21 protein-coding genes are annotated in these 22,656 nt (G+C 68.3%); 8 read left to right on the top strand and 13 right to left on the bottom strand.

Annotated features, from left to right (window positions below):
- Positions 1 to 19: 19 nt before the first annotated feature.
- On the bottom strand, positions 20 to 2,194 hold the full coding sequence (locus tag A9Z05_RS22270; protein ID WP_069619973.1) for a TonB-dependent siderophore receptor: 2,175 nt from the start codon (positions 2,192 to 2,194) through the stop codon (positions 20 to 22).
- A 274-nt stretch (positions 2,195 to 2,468) separates the two neighbouring features.
- Between A9Z05_RS22270 and A9Z05_RS22265 the strand changes: the two genes are divergently transcribed.
- Both A9Z05_RS22265 and A9Z05_RS37015 read left to right on the top strand, forming a co-directional pair.
- Entirely contained in the window at positions 2,469 to 3,380 is a 912-nt protein-coding gene (locus tag A9Z05_RS22265) for a DUF72 domain-containing protein (protein WP_069620116.1), read from the top strand.
- Between the two features lie 172 nt (positions 3,381 to 3,552).
- Complete coding sequence (locus A9Z05_RS37015) at positions 3,553 to 3,723, top strand: hypothetical protein (protein ID WP_006397039.1); 171 nt, start codon at positions 3,553 to 3,555, stop codon at positions 3,721 to 3,723.
- Between the two features lie 78 nt (positions 3,724 to 3,801).
- On the opposite strand, the gene A9Z05_RS22260 is transcribed toward A9Z05_RS37015, so the two are convergent.
- The 7 genes from A9Z05_RS22260 to argH all read right to left on the bottom strand — a co-directional run bounded on the left by A9Z05_RS22260 (position 3,802) and on the right by argH (position 11,020).
- Positions 3,802 to 5,184 (bottom strand): MmgE/PrpD family protein, encoded by a 1,383-nt coding sequence (locus A9Z05_RS22260; protein ID WP_069619972.1) that lies wholly within the window; start codon positions 5,182 to 5,184, stop codon positions 3,802 to 3,804.
- Positions 5,181 to 6,089, bottom strand: coding sequence for a polysaccharide deacetylase (locus tag A9Z05_RS22255; RefSeq protein WP_069619971.1), 909 nt, complete (start codon positions 6,087 to 6,089; stop codon positions 5,181 to 5,183). The genes A9Z05_RS22260 and A9Z05_RS22255 overlap by 4 nt, the downstream gene beginning before the upstream one ends.
- Positions 6,086 to 6,958, bottom strand: a complete 873-nt coding sequence (locus A9Z05_RS22250; protein WP_069619970.1) for a polysaccharide deacetylase — start codon at positions 6,956 to 6,958, stop codon at positions 6,086 to 6,088. The genes A9Z05_RS22255 and A9Z05_RS22250 overlap by 4 nt, the downstream gene beginning before the upstream one ends.
- A 7-nt stretch (positions 6,959 to 6,965) precedes the next feature.
- Positions 6,966 to 7,799, bottom strand: a complete 834-nt coding sequence (locus tag A9Z05_RS22245) for an ABC transporter substrate-binding protein (RefSeq protein ID WP_084044382.1) — start codon at positions 7,797 to 7,799, stop codon at positions 6,966 to 6,968.
- 91 nt (positions 7,800 to 7,890) lie between these two features.
- Positions 7,891 to 8,658, bottom strand: coding sequence for an amino acid ABC transporter ATP-binding protein (locus A9Z05_RS22240; RefSeq protein ID WP_069619969.1), 768 nt, complete (start codon positions 8,656 to 8,658; stop codon positions 7,891 to 7,893).
- A 41-nt stretch (positions 8,659 to 8,699) separates the two neighbouring features.
- Positions 8,700 to 9,593, bottom strand: coding sequence for an amino acid ABC transporter permease (locus A9Z05_RS22235; RefSeq protein WP_069619968.1), 894 nt, complete (start codon positions 9,591 to 9,593; stop codon positions 8,700 to 8,702).
- Positions 9,587 to 11,020: an argininosuccinate lyase gene (gene argH, locus A9Z05_RS22230; protein ID WP_069619967.1), complete on the bottom strand. Its 1,434-nt coding sequence runs from the start codon at positions 11,018 to 11,020 to the stop codon at positions 9,587 to 9,589. Before argH ends, A9Z05_RS22235 begins: the two co-directional genes overlap by 7 nt.
- 127 nt (positions 11,021 to 11,147) lie before the next feature.
- Between argH and gcvA the strand changes: the two genes are divergently transcribed.
- On the top strand, positions 11,148 to 12,026 hold the full coding sequence (gene gcvA, locus A9Z05_RS22225; RefSeq protein WP_069619966.1) for a transcriptional regulator GcvA: 879 nt from the start codon (positions 11,148 to 11,150) through the stop codon (positions 12,024 to 12,026).
- Positions 12,027 to 12,050: 24 nt separating this feature from the next.
- On the opposite strand, the gene A9Z05_RS22220 is transcribed toward gcvA, so the two are convergent.
- Both A9Z05_RS22220 and A9Z05_RS22215 read right to left on the bottom strand, forming a co-directional pair.
- Positions 12,051 to 12,809, bottom strand: a complete 759-nt coding sequence (locus A9Z05_RS22220; protein WP_256122066.1) for a GNAT family N-acetyltransferase — start codon at positions 12,807 to 12,809, stop codon at positions 12,051 to 12,053.
- A complete protein-coding gene (locus A9Z05_RS22215) occupies positions 12,710 to 13,735 on the bottom strand; it encodes an AraC family transcriptional regulator (RefSeq protein ID WP_069619964.1) in 1,026 nt (341 codons plus the stop codon). The genes A9Z05_RS22220 and A9Z05_RS22215 overlap by 100 nt, the downstream gene beginning before the upstream one ends.
- Positions 13,736 to 14,085: 350 nt before the next feature.
- Here A9Z05_RS22215 and A9Z05_RS22210 point away from each other — a divergent pair, with 350 nt between their 5' ends.
- The 5 genes from A9Z05_RS22210 (at position 14,086) to A9Z05_RS22190 (ending at position 18,992) form a co-directional block, all read left to right on the top strand.
- Positions 14,086 to 15,333: a dienelactone hydrolase family protein gene (locus A9Z05_RS22210; RefSeq protein ID WP_069619963.1), complete on the top strand. Its 1,248-nt coding sequence runs from the start codon at positions 14,086 to 14,088 to the stop codon at positions 15,331 to 15,333.
- Between the two features lie 40 nt (positions 15,334 to 15,373).
- A complete protein-coding gene (locus tag A9Z05_RS22205) occupies positions 15,374 to 16,162 on the top strand; it encodes an SDR family oxidoreductase (protein WP_069619962.1) in 789 nt (262 codons plus the stop codon).
- A 64-nt stretch (positions 16,163 to 16,226) separates the two neighbouring features.
- On the top strand, positions 16,227 to 17,465 hold the full coding sequence (locus tag A9Z05_RS22200; RefSeq protein WP_069619961.1) for a styrene monooxygenase/indole monooxygenase family protein: 1,239 nt from the start codon (positions 16,227 to 16,229) through the stop codon (positions 17,463 to 17,465).
- A 5-nt stretch (positions 17,466 to 17,470) separates the two neighbouring features.
- Positions 17,471 to 17,998 carry a flavin reductase family protein gene (locus tag A9Z05_RS22195; RefSeq protein ID WP_069619960.1) on the top strand — a complete coding sequence of 176 codons (528 nt, stop codon included), beginning with the start codon at positions 17,471 to 17,473 and terminating at the stop codon, positions 17,996 to 17,998.
- A gap of 37 nt (positions 17,999 to 18,035) precedes the next feature.
- Positions 18,036 to 18,992: a transporter gene (locus A9Z05_RS22190; RefSeq protein WP_069619959.1), complete on the top strand. Its 957-nt coding sequence runs from the start codon at positions 18,036 to 18,038 to the stop codon at positions 18,990 to 18,992.
- Positions 18,993 to 19,258: 266 nt separating this feature from the next.
- Here A9Z05_RS22190 and A9Z05_RS22185 read toward each other — a convergent pair whose 3' ends face one another.
- Genes A9Z05_RS22185 through A9Z05_RS22175 form a run of 3 tightly spaced genes read right to left on the bottom strand, consistent with a single transcriptional unit; the run spans position 19,259 to position 22,649 of the window.
- Positions 19,259 to 20,233 carry a type II secretion system F family protein gene (locus A9Z05_RS22185; RefSeq protein WP_069619958.1) on the bottom strand — a complete coding sequence of 325 codons (975 nt, stop codon included), beginning with the start codon at positions 20,231 to 20,233 and terminating at the stop codon, positions 19,259 to 19,261.
- A 36-nt stretch (positions 20,234 to 20,269) separates the two neighbouring features.
- Positions 20,270 to 21,247, bottom strand: a complete 978-nt coding sequence (locus A9Z05_RS22180; RefSeq protein WP_069619957.1) for a type II secretion system F family protein — start codon at positions 21,245 to 21,247, stop codon at positions 20,270 to 20,272.
- A 34-nt stretch (positions 21,248 to 21,281) separates the two neighbouring features.
- The gene (locus A9Z05_RS22175) at positions 21,282 to 22,649 is read right to left on the bottom strand and encodes a CpaF family protein (RefSeq protein WP_069619956.1); all 1,368 of its coding nucleotides are present in this window, start codon (positions 22,647 to 22,649) and stop codon (positions 21,282 to 21,284) included.
- Positions 22,650 to 22,656 lie beyond the last annotated feature (7 nt).

The raw sequence follows: 22,656 nt of genomic DNA, 5'->3' as shown, positions 1-22,656 counted from the left end.
GCATGCGACGCGCTCCCGCCTACCAGTTGTATTTCGCGCTGGCCAGCACGGTCCGCTCGTTGCCGAACACGCACACCGCGTACGACTGGCAGCCGCTCACGTAGCGCCGGTCGAACAGGTTCGCGACGTTCACCGCGAAACGCCAGTGCGGCAGCTCGTAGTGGATCGCGAGGTCGTAAAGCGTCGCGCTCGGCACCGTCAGCGAGTTGTCCGGCGCGCCCGCCGATGCGCTCTGGTAGCGCACGCCGCCGCCAACGCCGAGGCCCGCCAGCGCGCCGGTATGCCAGGTCCAGTCGGCCCACATCGACGCGATCTGCCGCGGCAGCGGCACCGACACCGGCCAGTGGTTCAGCGACGCGTCGTTCGCCTGCACGTTCTTGACGTCCTGATACACATACGACGCGACGATCGACAGCTCGCGCGTCAGCTTGCCCACCGCGCTCAACTCGATGCCGCGCGAGCGCACCTTGCCGGTCTGCACCGACGTCGTGCCGGTCGGGTCGAGATTGACCGGCGTCGGCGTCACGACGTGGGTCTGGTCGATCTGGTACACGGCCGCGTTCAGCATCAGGTTGCGGCCGGCCGGCTCCCAGCGCAGCCCGGCCTCCGTCTGCGCGCCGCGGGTCGGCTTCGGCAGGCCGCCGCCGAACATCCGCACGCCGATGACCGGATCGAACGACGTCGAATAGCTGACGTACGGCGACAAACCGGCGTCGCCGCGATAGGTGAGCCCGACACGCCCGGAGAACGCACTGACGTCCTGCTGAGCGTGCGTGCCGGCCGTACGGTCGTCGAACCGCGCATTCACGACATCCTCGCGGCCGCCGAGCGTCAGCGTCCAGCGCCGCCAGCGGATCTGGTCCTGCGCATAGACGCCGACCGCGTTCATCGCCGTGTACTGGTCGACGTGGCCGAGCGACGTCGGCCCCGAGAAGATCGCGGCCGTCACCGGCCGATAAACCGGGTGGTACAGGTCCAGCGACGGCGCGAGCGCGAGGTACACGCTGTTGGTCGTCGTCTGCCGGTCGAACTGCACGCCGAACAGCAGCGTGTGTTCGAGCGGCCCCGTGCCGAAGCGCGCCTGCGCGTGGTTGTCGACATCGAGCCGGCTGTAGTTGAGCTGGAACAGCCCCGCGAAACGCATCATGTTCGTCGTGCTGCGCGGCGCGAGGCCGTTGCCGAACACCGTCGCATCGTCGAGCGACAGGTGCGACCAGCGCACGTCCTGATGCAGCGTCCAGATCGCGTTCACGCGGTGTTCCAGCGCGTAGCCGAGCGACCATTGCTTCTTGCGGTAGTCGTTGAACGACGGGTCGCCCATGTAGAGATCCTGCGACAGGCGGCCGTTCGGGTTCGGCAGCACCGTGCCCGATGCGGGCAGGAAGTTCGACGAGATGTCGCCGCTGTCCTGCAGGAACGTCGCGGAAACCGTCAGCGACGTGTCGGCGTTCGGCCGCCACCGGAACGACGGCGCGAGCGCGACACGCCGGTTACCGTTCGGGCCGGTCACCGCATTGCCGTCGCGCGCGACGCCGACGAAACGGTACGCATACTTGCGATCGGGGTCCAGCGTGTCGCCGACGTCGAGCATCGCTTGCTTGCGCGCATCGTTGCCGATCTGCACGCCGGCTTCGCGTACCCGCTCGCCATCGGCCAGCTTCGTGTGCGCGTCGACGATCGCGCCCGGCTCGCCCGCGCCGTACAGCACCGACGTCGGCCCGCGCAGCACCGCGATCGAATCGATCGTGTACGGATCGACGCGCCAGTTCGCGATCACGGCCGTGTCCGGCGCCGGCAGGCCGTCGACGTACAGCGTCGGCGTGAAGCCGCGCAGCGCCGCATACCAGTCGGTGCGGCTGTCAGCCCCGAACGTCGCGAAACCCGGCACGTAGCGCAACGCCTGGTTCAGGTCGGTCGCGCCGGTCATGTCGATCTGTTGCGCGGTCACGAGGTTGACCGTTTGCGGAATCTCGTCGATCGCCGTGTCGGTCTTGGTGCCGGTGGCGGTACGCCGCCCGACGAGCCCGACCGACGACGCATCGGCCGGCCCTCGCACGTCGATGGGCGGCAGCACGGCCCCCGTCGCCCCCGGCGCCGATGCCTGCGCGTACGCGCCGCCCGCGGCGGCCACGCACAACGCTCCGCCGGCCGCGATCACTGTCGCGCGCCGTCCCGCCCCTGTCTCCGTCCACATCCTGTCGATACTCCGTCGTGCTGGGTTGGCCCGTTCGGCCGGATCGGCGGACCGCGTGTCGCCGGGGCCCGTCCGGTTGTGTCGTGATTGCCGTGCCGGCGAAGGCTGTGACGCCATCGGCCGGATGCACCGGCCGATGGCATCGTTCGCGAGCGCAGCGATCATACCGGCCGAACGTGGCGCGGTCTTTAAAAAATCAAATCGGCGACGGCGGCGGCACGCGGATTGCTCGTCGCCCGAACCGCATCAGGGACCGGCGCGGCCGGGCATCGACGTGACACGCACATCCGGCAGGATTCACATCGGCATTTCGGGCTGGCGCTACCCCGGCTGGCGGGGGACCTTCTACCCGCCCGACCTGAAGCAGGCCAACGAGCTGCGGTATGCATCGGGCCACATGCAGACGATCGAAATCAACGGCACGCACTACAGCTTGCAAGCACCTGACAGCTGGCGGCGCTGGTACGCCGACACGCCGCCCGGGTTCGTGTTCAGCGTGAAAGGCTCGCGTTACCTGACGCACATGCTGCGCTTTCGCGACGAAACGGCCATGACCGCGTGCGCGAATTTTTTCGCTCAGGGGCTGTTCGCACTGAAGGACAAGCTCGGCCCACTGCTGTGGCAATTCCCGCCGTCGCTGCGGTTCGATCCGGCTCACATGGAACGCTTCCTGAGCCTGCTCCCGCACGACACGGAAGCCGCGCTCACGCTCGCGCGACGGCACGATGCGCGGGTCCGGGAGCCGTATCTGCGGATCGACCGCAAGCGCGCGTTGCGTCATGCGGTGGAAGTACGGCACGACAGCTTCGTGGATCCGGCGTTCGTGAAGCTGCTGCGCCGCCACAAGGTCGCGCTCGTCGTGTCGGATTCGACCGAGGCGTGGCCGCAGTTCGAGGATCTGAGCGCGCGGTTCGTCTATATCCGGCTGCACGGCACTGAAACGAAGTATTCGGGCGAATACGCCGATGCGGCGCTCGAACGATGGGCGCGCAGAATCGAAGCGTGGAGCCGGGGCGCGCAGCCCGATGATGCGCGTCTCGCCGCACCGGCGCTGAAACCGCCGCGTGCGGCGACGCGCGACGTGTACTGCTATTTCGACAACGACACGAAAACGCAGGCGCCGTTCGATGCCGGGCGGCTCATGGCGCGGCTCGGGGTGCATGCGCACGATGCGGCGCCCGAATGAAGACGCTCCGCAAGCGGCGACCATCGGGAATGCTGTCCGGCATCGCAAGGCCAGGCCCGGAATATGCTCCTGCACGCCCGGATAGTGCCCTCATCGCGCTCACGGCGCGCCCGGTAAATTTTGCACGACCGGCACCCGACGCCACGGGCCAATTCAGCAAGGAGAAAAAGCGATGACCCTGCTTATCTACCTGGTCGGATGGATCATTTTCATCGGCGGCGTCGCCTGGGGCTTGATGACGCTGCACGTCTCGCAGCACATCATCGAGATCGTCGCCGTCATCCTGTTCGGCATCGCGGTCATCACCGGCGCGACGCGCGCCCGAAATCGCGACCGGTCGTAGCGCGGCGCGAATGCCGCGATCGTGCCGACAGCAGCGTGCGCCCGGATGCGATCGGTACGCCGGAGCCCATCGGCACCGTCAATCGAGGTGTGCCGAATCGCCCGCGAGCCGCTCGTTCAGCACGCGCGCGTCGGCCTGCCGGTCCAGCGACAGGCACATGTCGCTCAACGCGTCGACGCGCGCACCGTCGAACGCCGTGCTTGCCAGCGCACGATATTTCGCCAGCAGCGCCGCATCCGGCAGCGGATTGCGCGGATCGCCGAGGGCGATCGGAACGTGCCGCGATTCCTGCGTCCCGTCCGCGCGCTGCAGGATCACGGTCGGCTCGTCGAGATCGCCGAGCGCCGGGTCGACTTCGACCGTGATGCGCGCGAGCAGCGCAGTCACGCTTGGGTCGGTGCGCCGGTCCGCACGATAAGCGTCGATCCCGGTGTCGCCGAACGCGAGCGCCGCCGCAACCGCGTACGGCAGGCTCATCTGCGCGGACGACAGCGTCGACAGGTCCCGGCCGCCGCACATCCGCGCAACGAACGCGCTTGCACGCACCGTCACCCGTTCGATCTCGCCCGCCGCGAACGTGCGGCCGTCCGCGAGCTGCAGCGCCGCGTCGACCGCCGCATGCGCGCTGCGGCACGACGCGTGCGGCTTGATCGAGCAGCGCATCAGCTTCCAGTGCGTGCCCAGGCCGTCGGTCAACGCGTCGGGCGCATGCGATGGCGCGGCGAACGTGTTGAAGAAGCCGCCCCACACGTCGTCGAACACGCGGGCGGGCCCGCTCACGCCTTCCCGAGCAAGCAATGCCGCCAGCACGCCGCCTTCGGCCGCCCGCCCGGCGTGCAGCCGCTTGGTTTGCGATCCGTCGTGAATGAAGCTCCAGAGGCCACCGGCGAAGCTCGCCGCGTGGCCCAATGCGTGACGCGTGCGCACGGCGTCGAGCCCGAGCACGCGCGCGCTCGCGGCGGCCGCGCCGAACACGCCGCAACTGAGCGTCGAATGCCAGCCCGCGCCGTTATGGGCCGAGTAGCCGCCCGCCGCCTCGAGCACGCGCCGACCGACGTCGTAACCGAGCGCGATTGCCAGCACGCATTCCCGGCCCGCGACGGGTTGACTGGCGCACGACAGCGCGGCCAGCACGGCGGGCAGCACGACCGTGCCCGAATGATCGCAGCCGCCGGAATCGTCGAGCTCGAGCGCGTGCGCGGCAATGCCGTTGACGAACGCCGCGTCCCGCGCACTCGCACGCCGTCGCGTGCCCCATAGCGACGCACCGCGTCCGACGGCGCCGGTCAGCGCACGGGCGCTGCGCGTCTCGACGGCCGACGTGCCCGCCAGGGCGGCACCGAACGTGTCCAGGACATGGCGCTTGGCTTTCGCGACGACGTCGTCCGGTAATGCATCGGCGGAAGTCCGCGCAACGAATGCCGCGAGCCGCGTCGCGCGCGCGTGCGTGTCCGTCGTCATCGTGCCGCCTCCTCCGCCACGCAGCGTGCGAACACGTCGACCGGATGGCCCGGGGCGTTGACGGGTGCCTGCGCACGCCACCAGCGCGCGATGTCGTGCCCCGTCGCGAACCACGCATCGCCGGTGCCGCGCAGGTGCGCGAGCAACGCGCGCAGCAGATCGATTCGCCCGGCCGTGCCGATGATCTCGGGATGCAGGCGCAACACGCAGCACAACCCGAAACGCCTGAACCCGTCGACGTCGCGCCGCCAGTTGTCGAGCACGTCGCGATACGCGGCGATGCGCGGCTGGCCTGCCGGCACGGGCGGCGACAGGTTGAACTCGAAATACGGTTCGTCCTCGAGTTCGTAGTGCAACGGCAGTTCGACGAGCCGTGCGCCGTTCGCGTCGCCGCCGCTACGCGGATGCACGTAAGGCAGATCGTCGCCGCGCCAGGACGACGACCACGTGAAACCGTCCGCGACGAGAAATTCGGCGAAGCCGTCGGCCCAGTTGCCGGTGAACGAGCGAAAGCCGTGCGCGTCGCGACCGGTCACATCCGCGAGCGCCGCACGCCCCGCGCGGCACGCGTCGACCTGCGCGGCAAGCGGCAACGCATCGAAATCTTCACAGCGATAACCGCTCACGCCGAGTTCGTGGCCCGCTGCGGCAATCTCGCATACCGTGCCGCGATGCGTGTCGGCGACGGCGCCGGGCACGAACCAGCTCGTCGGCACGCCGAACGCATCGAACGCCGCAAGCAGCCGGTCGACACCGCGCTTCGCGCCGTAACGCCAGACCGACAGCGATTTCTCGCGGCCGACGATACGCGGTTCGCGCGTCTGGATGCCATGAACGTCGTTGAAGTCGACCGTGATCGCGACCGCGTATCGCGCGCCGCCCGGCCATGCAGGAAGGTGGGTCACGTACCGCTCCGTTGCGTGGGCGCCGCATCCCGCGCGGCCTGTGCGAGCCACCAGTCGGCGACATCGCGGCAACGCGCGAACCATACGCCGTCCTGCGCGCACATGTGGTCGAGCCAGGCCTCCAGCAGCGCGATGCGTCCCGGTTTGCCGCATACCTTTGGATGAAGAAGCGTCGTCAGGCACAGCCCTTCACGATATACGCCGTCGAATTCGCGCGTCCAGTTGTCGAGCGTCGCGCCGTAGCCCGCGATCCGGTCGAGTCCGGCCGGGTAGTCGGGATTGCGGTGATACGCGAGCGACGCGTAGTCGTCGGTTTCCCAGCGACCGGGAATCTCGACGAGCGGCGGCTCGCCGTTCTCGCCGTGCAGCAGGTACGGCCGGTCGTCGCCGCGCATCGAGCTCGAATAGCGCACGCCCGCTTCGCGCAATACGGCCACCGTCGCGGCGCTCCAGTCGCCGGACGGCGTGCGGAACCCGACCGGCCGCACGCCGAGCGTGCGCGCGAAGATATCGGCCGATTGCGCCATGATCTCGCGCTGCCGATCGGGTTCGAGCGTCCAGAACGCTTCGTGCCGGTAGCCGTGATAGCCGATCTCGTGGCCGCGCTCGACGATCGCCGCGCATTGCGCGGGCCACGTTCGCGCGACCCAGGCGGGCACGAAAAACGTCGCGGGCAGCGCGAAGGACGCGAGCATGTCGAGCAGCCGGCCGAGCGCGCGCCACGGCCCGTAGCTGCCGAGCGTGAAATACGCGGGGTTGCGCCAGATCGACCCGTTCAGCATCGCGTCGCCGGTCGGGCCGTCGAGATCGAACGCGAGCGCGACGCATGCGCGCTTCGCGTCGGGCCAGCGGGGCGCCAGGTCCGTCATCGCGCGCTCAGCGGGTGCCGTTGATCATCGCCTTCGCCACCGCGTGTTCCTGCAGCCCCCATTTCGCGAGCAGCTTCCGGTACGAGCCGTCCGCGATCAGCTGGTCGAGCGCGGTCGTCAGCGCGCTGCTCAGCGCCGTGTTGCTCTTCGCGACGCCGATGCCCGTGTATTGCGACAGGAACGGCTTGCCGACCGGCGCATACGCGTTCTGCTCGAGGCTGTTCTGGTACGGCAGCGTCTCGCCGCCCTGCACCGCCGCGTCGATGCGGTTCTGGCGCAGCTGCATCCGCGCATCCGACGAGCCGTCGGTGCCCACCACGACGATCGCCGGCTTGCCGGCCCTCACACAGTTCTCCGCGCTCCACGCGGTCGTATTGTCCGGGAACGACGTGCGCCGGCTCGACCCCACGCGCTTGCCGCACAGTGCGCTCATCTGCGCGAACTCGCCGGCGCGTGCCTTCAGCACGTAGAACTGCGGGCCCGTCTCGATGTAGTCGACGAACGTCACCGCATCGCGGCGCGTCGGCAGGTCGGTCATCCCGGACAGGATCATGTCCACGCGTTGCGTCGCGACCGCGCTCATCATCTGGTCGAAGCTCGTCTCGACCCAGTTGAGTTTCGCGCCCATCTTCGCGGCAAGCGCCTCGCCGAGATCGACGTCGAAGCCCGCGAGCTTGTCGGTCGCCGGATCCTTGTATTCGAACGGCGGATAGTTCGGCACGATCGCGACGTTCAGCGTGCGTTTCGCGCTCGCGGCCTGTGCGGTGGCGTACGGTGCATGAAGCACGAGCGCGCCGAATGCGACGGCGGCCAGCGTGCGGGTCAGGACGGATGCTTTCATGGGATGTCGCCTTCTTGGTGGAGTAATGGTGGGCTGCGCCGCTCGTATCGGCGGCGCGGTCGTTCGGGCCCTGCGCAACGGACCCGCCCGCTCATGCAATCACGGCCGAAATGAAGTCGCGCGTGCGCGCATGTGTCGGTGCGGACAGCACCTGGTCCGGCGGCCCGCTTTCGACGATCCGGCCGCCATCCATGAACACGATGCGGTCGGCCACCTCGCGCGCGAAGCCGAGCTCGTGCGTGACGACGATCATCGTCATCCCGCTCTTCGCGAGATCGCGCATCACGGCCAGCACTTCGCCGACGAGTTCGGGATCGAGCGCCGACGTCGGTTCGTCGAACAGGATCAGCTGCGGATGCATCGCGAGCGCCCGCGCGATCGCGACGCGCTGCTGCTGGCCGCCCGACAGCTCGACCGGAAACGCGTCGCATTTGTGAGCGAGCCCGACGCGGGCGAGCAGCGCGCGCGCCTCCTCCTCCGCTTGCGCACGGCGGCGCTTGAGCACCTGCACGGGCCCCTCGATCACGTTTTCGAGCGCGGTCTTGTGCGGGAACAGGTTGAAGCGCTGGAACACCATGCTCGTCGCCAGCCGCTGGCGCGCGACCTGGCGCTCGGACAACTCGTGGAGCCGGTTGCCGGCGCGGCGATAGCCAGCCAGTTCGCCGTTGACCCACAGCGCGCCCGCGCTGATCGTCTCGAGCTGGTTGATGCAGCGCAGGAACGTGCTTTTGCCCGAACCCGACGGCCCGATGATGCACAGCACTTCGCCCTGTTCGACGTCGAGCGTGATGCCGTGCAGCGCCTGGAAATCGCCGTAGGATTTGCGCACGTCGACCGCGCGAACGACTGCATTCGGCATGACGTTCTCCCGATGGGTAAGGGTCGTGAGGGTCGTGAGGTTCATTTGCGGCCCGCCGCGCGCCCCGCGCCGCGTGCGAAGCGCCGTTCGACGCGGGCCTGCGCCAGCGACAGCACGGTGACGACGGCGAGATACCAGATGCCGGCGACGATCAGCAACTCGATCACGCGGGCATTCGCGTAGTAGATGTTCTGCGCGTTGTGCAGCATCTCCGCGTACTGCACGACGCTCGCGAGCGACGTCAGCTTGACCATGCCGATCAGTTCGTTGCCGATCGGCGGCACGATCACGCGCATCGCCTGCGGCAGGATGATCCGGCGCAGCGCCTGCAGGCGCGGCATGCCGATCGATTTCGCCGCCTCGTACTGGCCGACGTCGACCGACAGCAGCCCCGCACGCACGACTTCCGACGTGTACGCGCCTTGATTGATGCCGAGTCCGAGCACCGCCGCGAGGAACGGCGTCATCACGTCGACGGTCCGGTATTCGGCGATGCCCGGAATGCCGAGCGTCGGAAACACCAGCGCCAGGTTGAACCACAGCAGCAACTGCAGAATCACCGGCGTGCCGCGGAACAGCCAGATGTAGCCCTGCGCGATCGCCCCGAGCACCGGGTTCGACGACAGCCGCATCACCGCGGTGACGACCCCGAGCACGACACCGAGCGTCATCGCGAGGACGGTCATCACGATCGTGTTGGCGAGCCCCGTCAGGATTGAGCGCGCGGTCAGGAACTGGCCGACGACACGCCACTCGATCTGTCCGCGCGCGAACGCGGCGGCGATATAGGCGAGCGCGGCAACGATCGCGACCGATGCGACGTAGCGGCCCCAGTAGCGCCGGCGCACGCGCACGAGCGCGGCCGTGTCGTCCGCAGCCGCGTCGGCCGCCGCCGGTGCGCCGTCGAGGCGACGAGAATCGGATGCGCTCAGCATGACGGCCCCCGGTAATCGGCTGCCCACGCGACCTGGCGCCCGATTGCCTCGCTCAGGCGCTCGATCTGTTCTCGCACCCGTGCAGGCGAGGTGCCGCCCGCGCCGCCGCGTGCGGCGACGGCCGCGTCGAGCGTCAGATGCGCGCGTACCGCCGGTGCGAGGCGCGTGTCGACGGCCTGCAACTGTTCGGCGCTCGCGTCGGCCAGCTCGATGCCGTCCCGCTCGCACGCGCGCACGAGCGTGCCGGTGATCTCGTGCGCCTCGCTGAACGGCACGCCCGTCAGCGCGAGCCAGTCGGCGACCTCGGTGGCGAGCGTAAAGCCGAGGGGTGCCTGGCGGCGCATCTCGTCGACGTTCACGCGCATCGTGCGGATCATCCCCGCCATCGCCGGCAGCACGAGTTCGAGCGTGTCGATCGAATCGAACGCGGCGATCTTGTCTTCCGCGAGATCGCGGTTGTACGCGAGCGGCAGCGACTTCAGCGTCGCGAGCAGCCCCGTCAGGTTGCCGATCAGGCGCCCCGCCTTGCCCCGCGTGAGTTCCGCGATGTCCGGATTCTTCTTCTGCGGCATGATCGAGCTACCGGTCGCGTAGCCGTCGTCGAGTTCCACCCAGCGGAATTGTCGCGACGTCCACAGGATCACTTCTTCCGACAGGCGAGACAGGTTCACGGCGAGCATGCTCGTGACGAACACGAATTCGGCGACGTGGTCGCGCGCGGCCACCGCGTCGATCGAGTTCTCGCACGGCGCGTCGTAACCCAGCTCCCGCGCCGACAGCTCGGGCCGCACGCAGATCGCCGAGCCCGCGAGCGCGGCCGCGCCGAGCGGCGAACGCGCGGTGCGACGGTCCCAGTCGACCAGGCGATCGGCGTCGCGATACAGCGACTGCGCGTGGGCGAGCAATTGATGGCCGAACACGATCGGCTGCGCGGGCTGCAGGTGTGTGAATCCGGCCGTCACCGTGTCGACGTGCCGGCTCGCCTGGCCGATCAGCGCATCCTGCAGGTCGAGCACGCCGCGCACGAGCTGGCGCGCCTTGTCGCGCAGGTACAGGCGCAGGTCGTTCGCCGCCTGGTCGTTGCGCGAGCGCCCGGCGCGCAGCTTGCCGCCGAGCGCCGGCAGCCGCTGCGTGAGCACGCGCTCGAGGAACGTGTGCACGTCCTCGTCGGCGAGCGATGGCGCGATCGCGCCGGCCGCATAGTCGCGCGCGATGCCGTCCATCGCGTCCAGCAGTTGCGCGAGGTCGTCGTCGTTCAGGATACCCGCGCGGTTCAGTTCGCGCGCATGGGCCCGGGAGCCTGCCAGATCGTACGGCACGAGACGGAAGAAACTCGGATCCGAGCGGGACAGATTCTGCAGCGCGTCAGACGGCTCCGACTGGAAGCGGCCGCCCCACAGGCGTTCGATCGGTTCGGTAAGGCTCATTGCGGTCGACCTCGACTCGGTTGGATTAGCCCTACTGTAGGCATTCAATTTTTTTTGTTGTAGCGAGAAATTGAATCCGTTTTAATGAAATTTTTCTCAGTATCGTCGCCCGCGACGCGCCCCGCCGATGCGCAACCGCCTGCCCCCGCTCAACCCGCTTCGCGCATTCGAAGCCGCCGCCCGGTGCGGCAGCGTGTCGGCCGCCGCCGACGAGCTGCACGTGACCGCGAGCGCGGTCAGCCACCAGATCCGCATTCTCGAAAACACGCTCGGCATCGCGCTATTCGTCCGATCAAAGGCCCGCGTGAAGCTCACGCCCGAAGGCGAGGCGCTGCTGGAACCGGTCGGTACCGCGTTCGACATGATCGCGAACGCCACCGTCAGGCTCGATTCGCCGGCCGCCGCCGGCGATCTCGTCGTGTCGACGCCGCTGTCGCTGACGTCGCGCTGGCTCGCCCGGCACATCGGCGATTTTCTGGAGCGTTATCCGGGTATCCATCTGAAAGTGATTCCGTCGAACGACGATCGCGAAACCTATTCGGCGGACGTCGACGTCTGCATTCGCTACGGGGAAGGCAACTGGCGCAACCGGCGCGTCGAGCTGCTCGCGCATCCGGCGCTGTTCCCGGTCGTGAGCCCGGCGTTGATGAACGGGCCCGATGCGATCCGCAAGGTGCAGGATCTCGCGGGGCGGACGCTGTTCTGCGAGCATGCGGGCTCGTGGACGCGGTGGCTGGCGCAAGCGAACGCCGACAAGCTGCCGGGCATCCGCATTCTCGAAATCGGCAACGCGCATATCGGCGTCGAAGCCGCGGTACACGGGCAAGGCGTCGCGCTCGGCGACAGCCTGTCGGTGCGCGACGACCTGATCGACGGCACGCTCGTGCGGCCATTCAGCGCCACGGTGCCGTCACGCCACGCATACTATCTCGTCACGCGTCATGAACTGGCCGAGTCGCCGCTCGTGACCGCGTTCACGTCGTGGCTGCGGGCACGCCTCGCGTGATGCGCGTCGCCGCACGCGGCGTGCTCACGCACCGAGGCTCGCGAGGTCGTCCCACACGATGACGATGTTGCGCGATCGCCAGACCGGCCCCGGATCGATGTATTCGCCGGCGGGCCGGCCATGCAGCGCCGCATAGAACGCAATCGCCGCGTCGTTGCCGTCGACGACGCTCAACGCGGCGCCTCGATACCGCAATCGGCCCAGATGCGTCGCGAGCCGGGCGAGCAGCTGGCGGCCGATGCCGCGACGCTTGAATCCGGGATCGACATACAGGAACTTGATCTCGCCACGGCCGTTGAATATCGGATCGGACGGTGCGCCGGCGGCGCCGATGCCGACGATCCTGCCGTCGATCTCCGCCACCAGCACAAGCCGGTTCCCGTCGTTCGACGACAGCTTTTCATTCCATTGCTTGTGGCGATAGTGTTCGTCGAGAACGGCGTGCGCTTCGGCCGGCGCGAGATCCCGGTAGGTATGCCGCCAGACCTTGACATGAAAATCGGCGATCGCCTGCGCATCGCCGATCGTTGCGGACCGGATGGATAGGCCAGTCATTGAGGACGCTCCCGGAGGCATCGCGCCGACGGGCGCGATGTGCACGACGGATTGTGGACGATCCGTGCAACGCTGTCGAACGACCTTCGCGGCCGCGCGATCCAGCGGTCGATCCGTCGCGGCGTCTTTTACCCCCGCCCGCGGCGCATCCTGAGCGTCGCCGACGGCGATTCGCCGAACGCCCGCTTGTACTCGATCGCGAACCGCCCAAGGTGCGCGAAGCCCCATTTCAGCGCCACGTCGGTGACCGACGCGAGCCCTGGCGTGTCGTCGGCCAGCAGTTCGTCGCGCACATGTTGCAGACGCAACTGCCGTACGAAGCCCATCGGCGTGATCCCGTGGCGATTGCGGAAGCCGGCGAACAGCGTGCTCGGGCTGACGCCGGCGAGATCGGCGAGCCGTTCGATCGTCAGCGGCTCGTCGAGATGCGCGCGGATGTATTCCTCGACACGTCGCACGTAGAACGGCGCGAGCGGTGCCGGCGCGGAACGGGTGCCGTTGCGCGCGGTGTTCGGGTGGCCGTACAGCAGCAGGTTCAGCAACGTCGATTCGAGCTGCTCGAACGCGAGCGGATGACGCAGCGGATGCGCGTCCGTCGCGATCGCGCCGGCGAGCACCGGCAGCATCTGCGCGAGACAGGCGCCCTGCGGCGACGACAGGCTGAATTCCGGTTCGAATTCCACGGGCATGCGCCGGTCGTCGCCGAAATGCCGCTGCGCGTGGCGCTCCATCACGTCGCGCTCGATGCGCAGGATGACTTGCGGACACGCTTCGCCCCATCGCATCCGGAGCGGCAGCGTGGGCGACAGCAGCGACGCCGTGTCGGGCGACGACAGGAAGCGCGTCGCGCCGCATTCGATCTCTGCGTCGCCGCGCAGCGGAATCTGCAACAGATAGAAATGTTCGAGCGGCCCCGGTTCGATCGACACCTCGCCGCCGTAATCGAGCAGGTTCAACGACAGGTTGCCCCAGCGCGCATGATGCATGCAGCTGTGCAGCGCACGCGATTCGCCGGTCGGCGTGAGCCGGTGCGGCTTGAACACGTCGGCGACGCGCGCGCGCACCTCGTCGATGTCGTTCGACTGCAGCAGCAGCGTGTCGTGATTGAAACAGGCGGCGTCGGCCAGCCAGCCGGTTTCGGAAAATTGCGCCATCGAAGTTCTCCCGTCGTGCTCGATCGCACTCGCGCCGTGCATGCATTCCCGATATCGGGGAAGGCGTCGCACGATCCGGACAGCGCCCGGAGTATCCGGATAGTCCGTCCTGCGAAACACGCAAGTCCCGCGCAAGCCATGCAAGAAGCGGACCGTTCGCGCATCGTAGAAAACTGTGCGGGCTGTTCGCATCCGCACATACCCGCGGTCGCCCGCGGCACGCCGGCCCGCGGCGGCCGCTGCCGCAGGTTTCCGGAATTCGCGGATACCGGCCGAAGAAAGCGGATAGAAGCGTGCTTTTCGGCCGCCAATACTGGGCCGTCACCGAAACCAACCGCACGGAGGGACACATGAACGGACGTCACATCGAGATTCCATCGCCGGACGGCGGCGCGTTCCGCGCGTACCTGAGCACGCCGGCCGGCGGCACCGGGCCGGGCATCGTGCTCTGTCACGAGATCTTCGGCGCGAACGCGACGATGCGGGACGTGGCCGACTACTACGCCGAGGAAGGCTATACGGTGCTCGTGCCGGACCTGTTCTGGCGCCAGTCGCCGGGCATCGAGCTCGGGTATGCGGCGGCCGATTTCGAGCGCGCGATGGCCCTTTATCGACAATTCGACGAAAACAAGGGTGTCGAGGACGTCGGCGCCGCGCTGGACGCGCTCCGCCAGCGGCCGGAATGCACGGGCAAGGCCGGCGTGCTCGGCTACTGCCTCGGCGGCAAGCTCGCGTACCTCGCCGCGTGCCGGCTGCCGGGCGCGGCCGCGGCGGTCAGTTACTACGGCGTGGGCATCGAGCATGCGCTGGACGAAGCCGCGCACCTGCATGGGCGGCTCGTGCTGCAGATCGCGGCGCAGGACCGCTTCTGCCCGCCCGACGCGCAGCAGCGCATCGCGGATACGCTGTCCGGCCGCGACGGCGTCGAAGTCTACGTCTACCCCGGCGTCGACCACGCGTTCGCCCGCGCCGGTGGCGATCATTACGACCAAGCCGCCGCGGTCATGGCCCACCAGCGCGCGATCGCCGCGTTCCGCGCCGCGCTCGGCCCGCACTACGACCTGTCCGCGCTGTGGGAAACGCATCTGAAGCACGAGTTCGACACGCGCAACGTCGACGCAACGATGGCCACGATGGTCGCCGAGCCGTACGTCAACCATATTCCGACGCTGACGGGCGGCGTCGGCCACGACGAGCTCAAGCGCTTCTACACGCATCACTTCGTGCATGCGAACCCGCCCGACACGACGATCACGCCGATCTCGCGCACGATCGGCGCGAGCCAGATCGTCGACGAGCTGCTGTTCTGCTTCACGCATACCACCGAGATCGACTGGATGCTGCCGGGCGTCGCGCCGACCGGCAAGCGCGTCGAGATTCCGCTCGTCGCGATCGTCAAGTTTCGCGGCGACAAGCTCTATCACGAGCACATCTACTGGGATCAGGCGAGCGTGTTCGTGCAGATCGGCCTGCTCGACCCGTCCGGCCTGCCGGTCGCGGGCGTCGACACGGCCCGCAAGCTGCTCGACGTCACCGTGCCGTCGAACGGCCTGATGCGCCGCTGGCGCGACAGCGCGCCGTCCACCGGTGCGCGCTGACGCGGCCCCACCCTCACCCCACGATTCACGGAGACACCCCATGAATGCCCTTGCTGGCAAAGTCGCGCTCGTCACCGGCGGCGCCACGCTGATCGGCGCCGCGGTCGCGCAGGACCTGAGCCGCGCCGGTGCGTGCGTCGCGATCCTCGATCTCGATGCGGACAACGGCGCACGCGTGGCCGCATCGCTCGGCGAACGGGCGCTGTTCATCGCGCTCGACATCACCGACGACCGCGCGATCGAGCGTGCGATCGCGACGATCGTCGAACGGTTCGGCGCGATCGACGTACTCGTCAACCTCGCGTGCAGCTATGTCGACAACGGCATCCAAGCGACCCGCAATGACTGGCTCGCGGCGATGGACGTCAACGTCGTGTCGGCGGCGATGCTCGCGAAGGCCGTGCATCCGCACATGGCCCGGCGCGGCGGCGGCGCGATCGTGAACTTCAGCTCGATCTCCGCGCAGTGCGCGCAAACCGGCCGCTGGCTGTATCCGACCTCCAAGGCCGCGATCCGCCAGCTCACGCGCAGCATGGCGATGGATCTCGCGCCCGACCGGATTCGCGTCAACTCGGTGTCGCCCGGGTGGACCTGGTCGCGCGTGATGGACGAGCTGACGCACGGCGACCGCGCGAAGACCGATCGCGTCGCCGCGCCGTTTCATCTGCTTGGCCGCGTCGGCGATCCGTCGGAAGTCGCGCAGGTCGTCACGTTCCTGTGCAGCGACGCGGCGAGCTTCGTGACGGGCGCCGACTACGCGGTGGACGGCGGCTACGCCGCGATGGGCCCCGAACAGGCGGTGCCGGCGATTCCGCGGCTCGCGGAGTGACCGCGCTGCCGCACTGTTTCCCTCGATCATTCCGGCCGTCGCGCGGCCAACCAAGGACATTCCCATGAGACGCATCGCTATCGTCGGCGCCGGCCAGTCCGGCCTGCAACTCGCCTTCGCCCTGCTCGGCCAGGGCTACCACGTCACGCTCGCGACCAACCGCGACGCGGAGCAGATCCGCTCGGGCAAGGTCATGTCGAGCCAGTGCATGTTCCACACGTCGTTGCAGATCGAGCGCGATCTCGGCCTGAATACGTGGGAGGAAGCGTGCCCGTCCATCGAAGGCATCGGCATCGCGGTGCCGCACCCGGACGGCCACGGCCGCAAGGCGATCGACTGGTCGTCGCGGCTGACCCGCTACGCGCAGTCGGTCGACCAGCGCGTGAAGATGGCCGACTGGCTCGACGGCGTGCGCCGCCGCGGCGCGGACGTACGCATCGGCGACATCGGCGTGCCCGAACTCGAGGAACTCGCGCGCAGCCACGACCTCGTGCTGCTCGCGGCCGGCAAGGGCGACATCGTGAACCTGCTCGGCCGCGACGAGGCGCGCAGCCCGTTCGATCGCCCGCAGCGCGCGCTGGCGCTGACCTACGTGAAAGGGATGACGCCGAGCGAGCCGTATTCGCGCGTGCGCTTCAACCTGCTGCCGGGCATCGGCGAGTACTTCGTGTTTCCGGCGCTGACCACCACCGGCCCGTGCGAAATCATGGTGTTCGAAGGCATCCCGGGGGGCCCGCTCGACTGCTGGGCCGACGTGAAGACGCCCGAGCAGCATCTGGACCGCAGCCTGTCGTTCCTGCAGCAGTACGTACCGTGGGAGTTCGAGCGGTGTCGCGACGTCGCGCTCACCGATCCGAACGGCACGCTGGCCGGGCGCTTCGCGCCGACCGTGCGCAAGCCGTTCTTCCGGCTGCCGTCCGGCCGCACCGTGTTCGGGATGGCCGATGCGGTAGTGGTCAACGATCCGATCACCGGCCAGGGTTCGAACAACGCCGCGAAATGCGCGAGCGCGTATTTCGACGCGATCGTCGCGCGCGACGCCGCACCGTTCGGCGAAGACTGGATGCACCAGACGTTCGAACGCTACTGGGCGTATGCGCAGCATGTCGTGCGCTGGACCAACTCGCTGCTCACCCCGCCACCGCCGCACATCCTCGAACTGCTCGGCGCGGCCGGCCAGTTGCCGTCGCTCGCGAAGACGATCGTCGACGGTTTCGACGATCCGCGCCGGTTCGCGCCGTGGTGGTTCGAGCCGTCGGCGTGCGCGGCGCTGATCCGCGAACACAGCGTGCGGGTGGAGTAATCGTCATGGAAACCATCGTTACCGAACGCACGGCCCTCGACCCGATGCAGTTGCGCGCCGCGTTCGGGCAGTTCCCGACCGGCGTCACCGTGATCACCACGTGCGCGGCCGACGGGCGCAAGGTGGGCCTCACCGCAAATTCGTTCTCGTCGCTGTCGCTCGATCCGCCGCTCGTGCTGTGGAGCCTGCGCAAGCTCGCGCCGAGCCGCCCGGATTTCGTCGCGGCGACCCACTTCGCGATCAACATCCTCGCGCACGACCAGATCGACCTGTCGCGCCGCTTCGCGACGCCCAGCGCCGACAAGTTCGACGGCGTGCCGCACGCGGATTCGGGCAGCGGCGGCGTGCCGTGCCTCGACGGCGCGAGCGCGCGCTTCGTCTGCCGCAACGTCGGCCATTACGAAGGCGGCGACCACCTGCTCTTCATCGGCGAGATCGAGCAGTTCGACACATTCGGCAAGGCGCCGCTCGTGTTCCATGCCGGCCAGTATCGTGCGATCGCCGATCATCCCGATCTTTCACGCACTATTTGATTAGTACATACAAGTAAAACTTCAGGAGGTGGTGAACATGAAATTCGGCTCTCGCCTGCTCGTCGCCGCGGGCCTCACGATCGCCGGCCTCGCCGGCCATGCGCCGGCCCATGCGGCCGACCTGCCTGCGGTCAACCTCGGCATGACCAGTTTCCTCGACGGCATGCCGCCGGCCGGCGCCGGCTGGTACGGCACGCAGTACCTGCAGTACTACACGGCCGGCCGCGTCAACGACAATGCGGGCAACAAGGTCGGGTTGCCGAAGCAGGACATCGACCTGTTCGCGGGCTTGAGCCAGCTCGTCTACCAGTCGCCGCTGGCGTTCGCGGGCATGCATCCGGGCCTCGACGTGATCCTGCCGTGGATCGCTTCCGCGCGGACCGACGACGGCATCGGCAACGTCGCGCTGAACGCGCGCGCCGGCTTCGGCGATCTGCTGATTGGCCCATTCGTCCAGTTCGAGCCGGTGATGGGCGCGCAGGGCCCACGCTTCGCGCAGCGCGTCGAATTCCAGTTCATCGTGCCGACCGGCGCGTACGATCCGTCGCGCGCGATCAATCCGGGCAGCCATTTCTGGTCGTTCGATCCGTACTGGGCCGCGACGCTGTGGCTCACGCCGAAATGGACCGTATCGTGGCGGCTGCACTATCTGTGGAACGCGACCAACCATCAGCCGGCCACGGCACTCGGCCCGGACGTGGCGTCGACGCAGGCCGGCCAGGCGGTCCACGTGAACTTCGCGACCGAGTACGAAGTGCGACCCGGCCTGCGGCTGGGGCTCAACGGCTACTGGCTGCGTCAGACCACCGACATGAAGGTCAACGGCCAGGACGTGCCGGGCACGCGGGAAGCCGTGTTCGCGATCGGGCCGGGGGCGATGGTCAGCTTCTCGCCGCACGATCACCTGTTGTTCAACACGTATTTCGAAACCCATGCGCGCAACCGGCCGCAAGGGACGCGGATGGTGCTGCGCTACGTGCATCACTTTCAGTGACGCACGGCGCGCCGGCCGTCCCGATCCGGCGCACGCCGCTTCGAGGGTTAGCCGCAGGGGGCAGCCGTGAAGGCGGTGGACTACGGCTCGTTCCATGATCGACCATGGGTCCAGGATGCATTGACGCCGCTATGGTCGACCTGTCTCGCGGCGCCGCCTGGGGAGGGAGCCTCCATGAAGCCTGTTGCCGCGCCGGCCGCCGAATCGCCCCGGGGCCGGCACGTCGAGTCTGAATCGATGCGCGCGAAGCCGCGTCCGCGCGCCGCTCACGGCGCGACGCCGACGAACGTGGGCAGCAGCACGCGATAGACGTGAATCATCGCCGGGCCGAGCAGCACCATCATCAGCGCGGGGAAGATGCAGAAGATCAGCGGAAACAGCAGCTTCAGCGCGATCTTCGCCGCGCGTTCCTCCGCGCGCATCCGGCGCCGCGTGCGCAGCATGTCCGACAGCACGCGCAGCGATTCGCCGATGCTCGTGCCGAACCGGTCCGCCTGGATCAGCATCGCGCAGAACGATTCGATGTCCTCCACGCCGGTGCGCAATGCGAGGTTGCGCAGCGCCGTCTCCTTCGTGAAGCCGGAGCGCATCTCGAGCAGCAGCAGATCGAGTTCGCTCGCGACCACCTCGCTGCGAAACCGCAGCTCCTCGCTCACCTTCATCAGCGCCGCGTCGAGCCCGAGCCCCGCCTCGACGCACACCGTCAGCAGGTCGAGCGCGTCCGGGAAATCCTCGAAGATCTTCTGCTGGCGCACCTTGACCCGCTGCGACAGCACGACGTTCGGGATGTAGTAGCCGATGCCGGCGAGCGCCACGAGGATCAGCGACAGCAGCGCGCGCTCGTCGCCGAGCGACGTCGTGATCAGCGCCAGCAGCGCCGCGCACGGCAGACCGAGCGCGAGCACCGTCTTCGCGGTGAAATACAGCGCGGCCGCGCTCTGGTTACGCCAGCCGGCATTCATCAGCCGGATGCGCAGCGGCGAATTCTCCCAACCCTCCTTCGGCACCGACAGCTTCGAGATCGGGGTGGACAGCTCGACCAGCTTCGCGACCCAGCGCGACGCCATGTCGTCGGCGTCGCCCGGACCGGCGACGGCGCCCGCCCCGGTCCCGCCGGCCTGCTGCAGCCGGCGCTGGATCCCACGCGGCGCGAACAGCAGCATCGCGACGAGCACGCCGCCGGCCACGAAGATGAACAAGCCGCCCAGCATCACGGCCTGGACCACGCTCAGGTTTTGCATGACAACCTCGCAACGGTTCGTTATTCGGCTCGCGCGTCAGACGCGAATGCGCACGATTCGGCGGATCCAGAACAGGCCGAACAGCATCGACACCAGCATCGTGCCGACCATCCGGATCCCGGCCGGATCCTCCCAGAGCACCGACAGGAATTCGCGGTTCAGCAGCGCCATCACCGCCGCGGTGCCGAACGGCAAAAGCCCGAGAATCCACGCCGACAGCCGCCCTTCCGCCGACAGCACGCGCACCTTGTCGAACAGCTTGAAGCGCTCGCGGATCAGCCCGGCGATGCTGTCGAGCAGTTCGGCCAGGTTGCCGCCCGTCTCGCGCTGGATCAGCACCGCGATCACGAAGTAGCGCAGGTCCTGCACCGGCACGCGCGTCGCGAGATTCATCAGCGCGTCGTGCAGCGACACGCCGTAGTTGACCTCGTCGAACGTGACGCGGAACTCGCCGCCCATCGGTTCGGAAAACTCGTCGCCGACCATTCCCAGCGTGCTCGTGAACGAATGACCGGAGCGCAGCGCGCGCGCGATCATGTCGCAGATCTCCGGCAGCTGCCGCTCGAGCTTGCGCATCCGCCGGGCGCGGCGGCGCAACACGTACATCATCGGCCCCCACCCCACGAACAGCGCGATCGGCACGGCGGCGAGCTGCGGCGCCCGCGCGAAACTCGCCGCGAACCACGTGAGCGCCGCGAACGTCGCGCTGAGCGTGATCAGCTTCGGCAGCGTCCAGTCGAGGCCCGACTGCTGGATCACGAGATCGAGCGCATGCACGCGCGGCAGGCGCAGCAGCAGCCGGTCGAACGGCTTCGACTCGTCGAGCATGCGCTTCTTCAGGATCGACAGCCGCTCCTGCTGCACGTTACCGCCGGCCGACATCGCGCGAATGCGCGATTCGATCCGGCGCGCGGCGGCGCCGTGCCGCGCGTTCCACCATTGATAGATGCCTTCGATCGACAGCACGACCGCGACGAAGGTAAGAATCACAAAACCGTAAAAGATCGCATTCATGAGCCTCTCCCCGGCAGCACACGACGCCCTGGCGTCAGTCCGCCTCGTACCGCGTGGACGGGTCGTACAGCGAATCCGGCAGGTTGATGCCGAACGCCTGCAGCCGCTCGACGAACTTCGGCCGCACGCCGGTCGCGCAGAAGTGGCCGCGCACCGAGCCGTCGCGGTCCACGCCCGTACGCTTGAACGTGAAGATCTCCTGCATGTTGATGATGTCGCCCTCCATCCCGGTCAGTTCCTGGATGCTGATGATCTTGCGCTTGCCGTCCGTGAGCCGCGCCGCCTGCACGACCACCGAGATCGCCGACGCGATCTGCTGGCGCATCGTCTTCGGCGGCAGCGTCAGGCCGGACACGCTGACCATGTTCTCGAGCCGCGTCAGCGCGTCGCGCGGCGTGTTCGCGTGGATCGTCGCGAGCGAGCCTTCGTGGCCGGTATTCATCGCGTTGAGCATGTCGAGCGCTTCGGCGCCGCGTACTTCGCCGAGGATGATCCGGTCCGGGCGCATCCGCAGCGCGTTGCGCACCAGCGTGCGTTGCGTGATCTCGCCCTTGCCCTCGATGTTCGGCGGGCGCGTTTCGAGCCGCAGCACGTGCGGCTGCTGCAGTTGCAGCTCGGCGGCGTCCTCGATCGTCACGATCCGCTCGTTGCGCGGAATGAAGCCGGACAGGATGTTGAGCAGCGTCGTCTTGCCGCTGCCGGTGCCGCCCGACACCAGCACGTTCACCTTCGCGCGCGACAGCGCGTCGAGCAGCTCGGCCATCGGCGGCGTCAGGCTGTGGTAGCGCACCAGGTCGTCCATCTTCAGCGGGTTGACCGCGAAACGACGGATCGACATCAGGGGCCCGTCGATCGCGGACGGCGGGATGATCGCGTTCACGCGCGAACCGTCCGGCAGCCGCGCGTCGACCATCGGGCTCGATTCGTCGATGCGGCGCCCGACGCGCGACACGATCTTCTCGATCACCTTCATCAGGTGCGCATCGTCGTAGAACGTCACGTCGGTCAGTTCGAGCTGCCCGCAGCGCTCGACGTAGACCTGCCGGTACGTGTTCACGAGGATGTCGGAAATGCCGGGGTCGCGCAGCAGCGCTTCGAGCGGGCCGAAGCCGAACATCTCGTCGTACACGTCGATCGCGAGCTGGCGCCGCTCGATGTCGTTCGCCGGCATCCGCTCCTCGTCGAGGATCCGCGCGATCAGCGAGCCGATCTCCATGCGGACCTGGTCCGGATGCAGCCGCGACAGGCGCTCGAGTTCCACGCGCTCGAGCACGGCCAGGTGAATTTCGCGGCGCAGCTTCTGGTATGCGTCGCGCACCGACGAATGCGCCGGGCCGGCCGTCTCGCTGCCTGTCGCCACCGGCTGGGCCCGGTGCAAGGACATCTGTTCGCGCAATGACATGATGGTT

The organism is Burkholderia sp. A2, assembly GCF_001729305.1.
In the GTDB taxonomy this organism is placed as follows: domain Bacteria; phylum Pseudomonadota; class Gammaproteobacteria; order Burkholderiales; family Burkholderiaceae; genus Burkholderia; species Burkholderia sola.
This window is presented reverse-complemented; position numbering and strand designations above follow the sequence as displayed.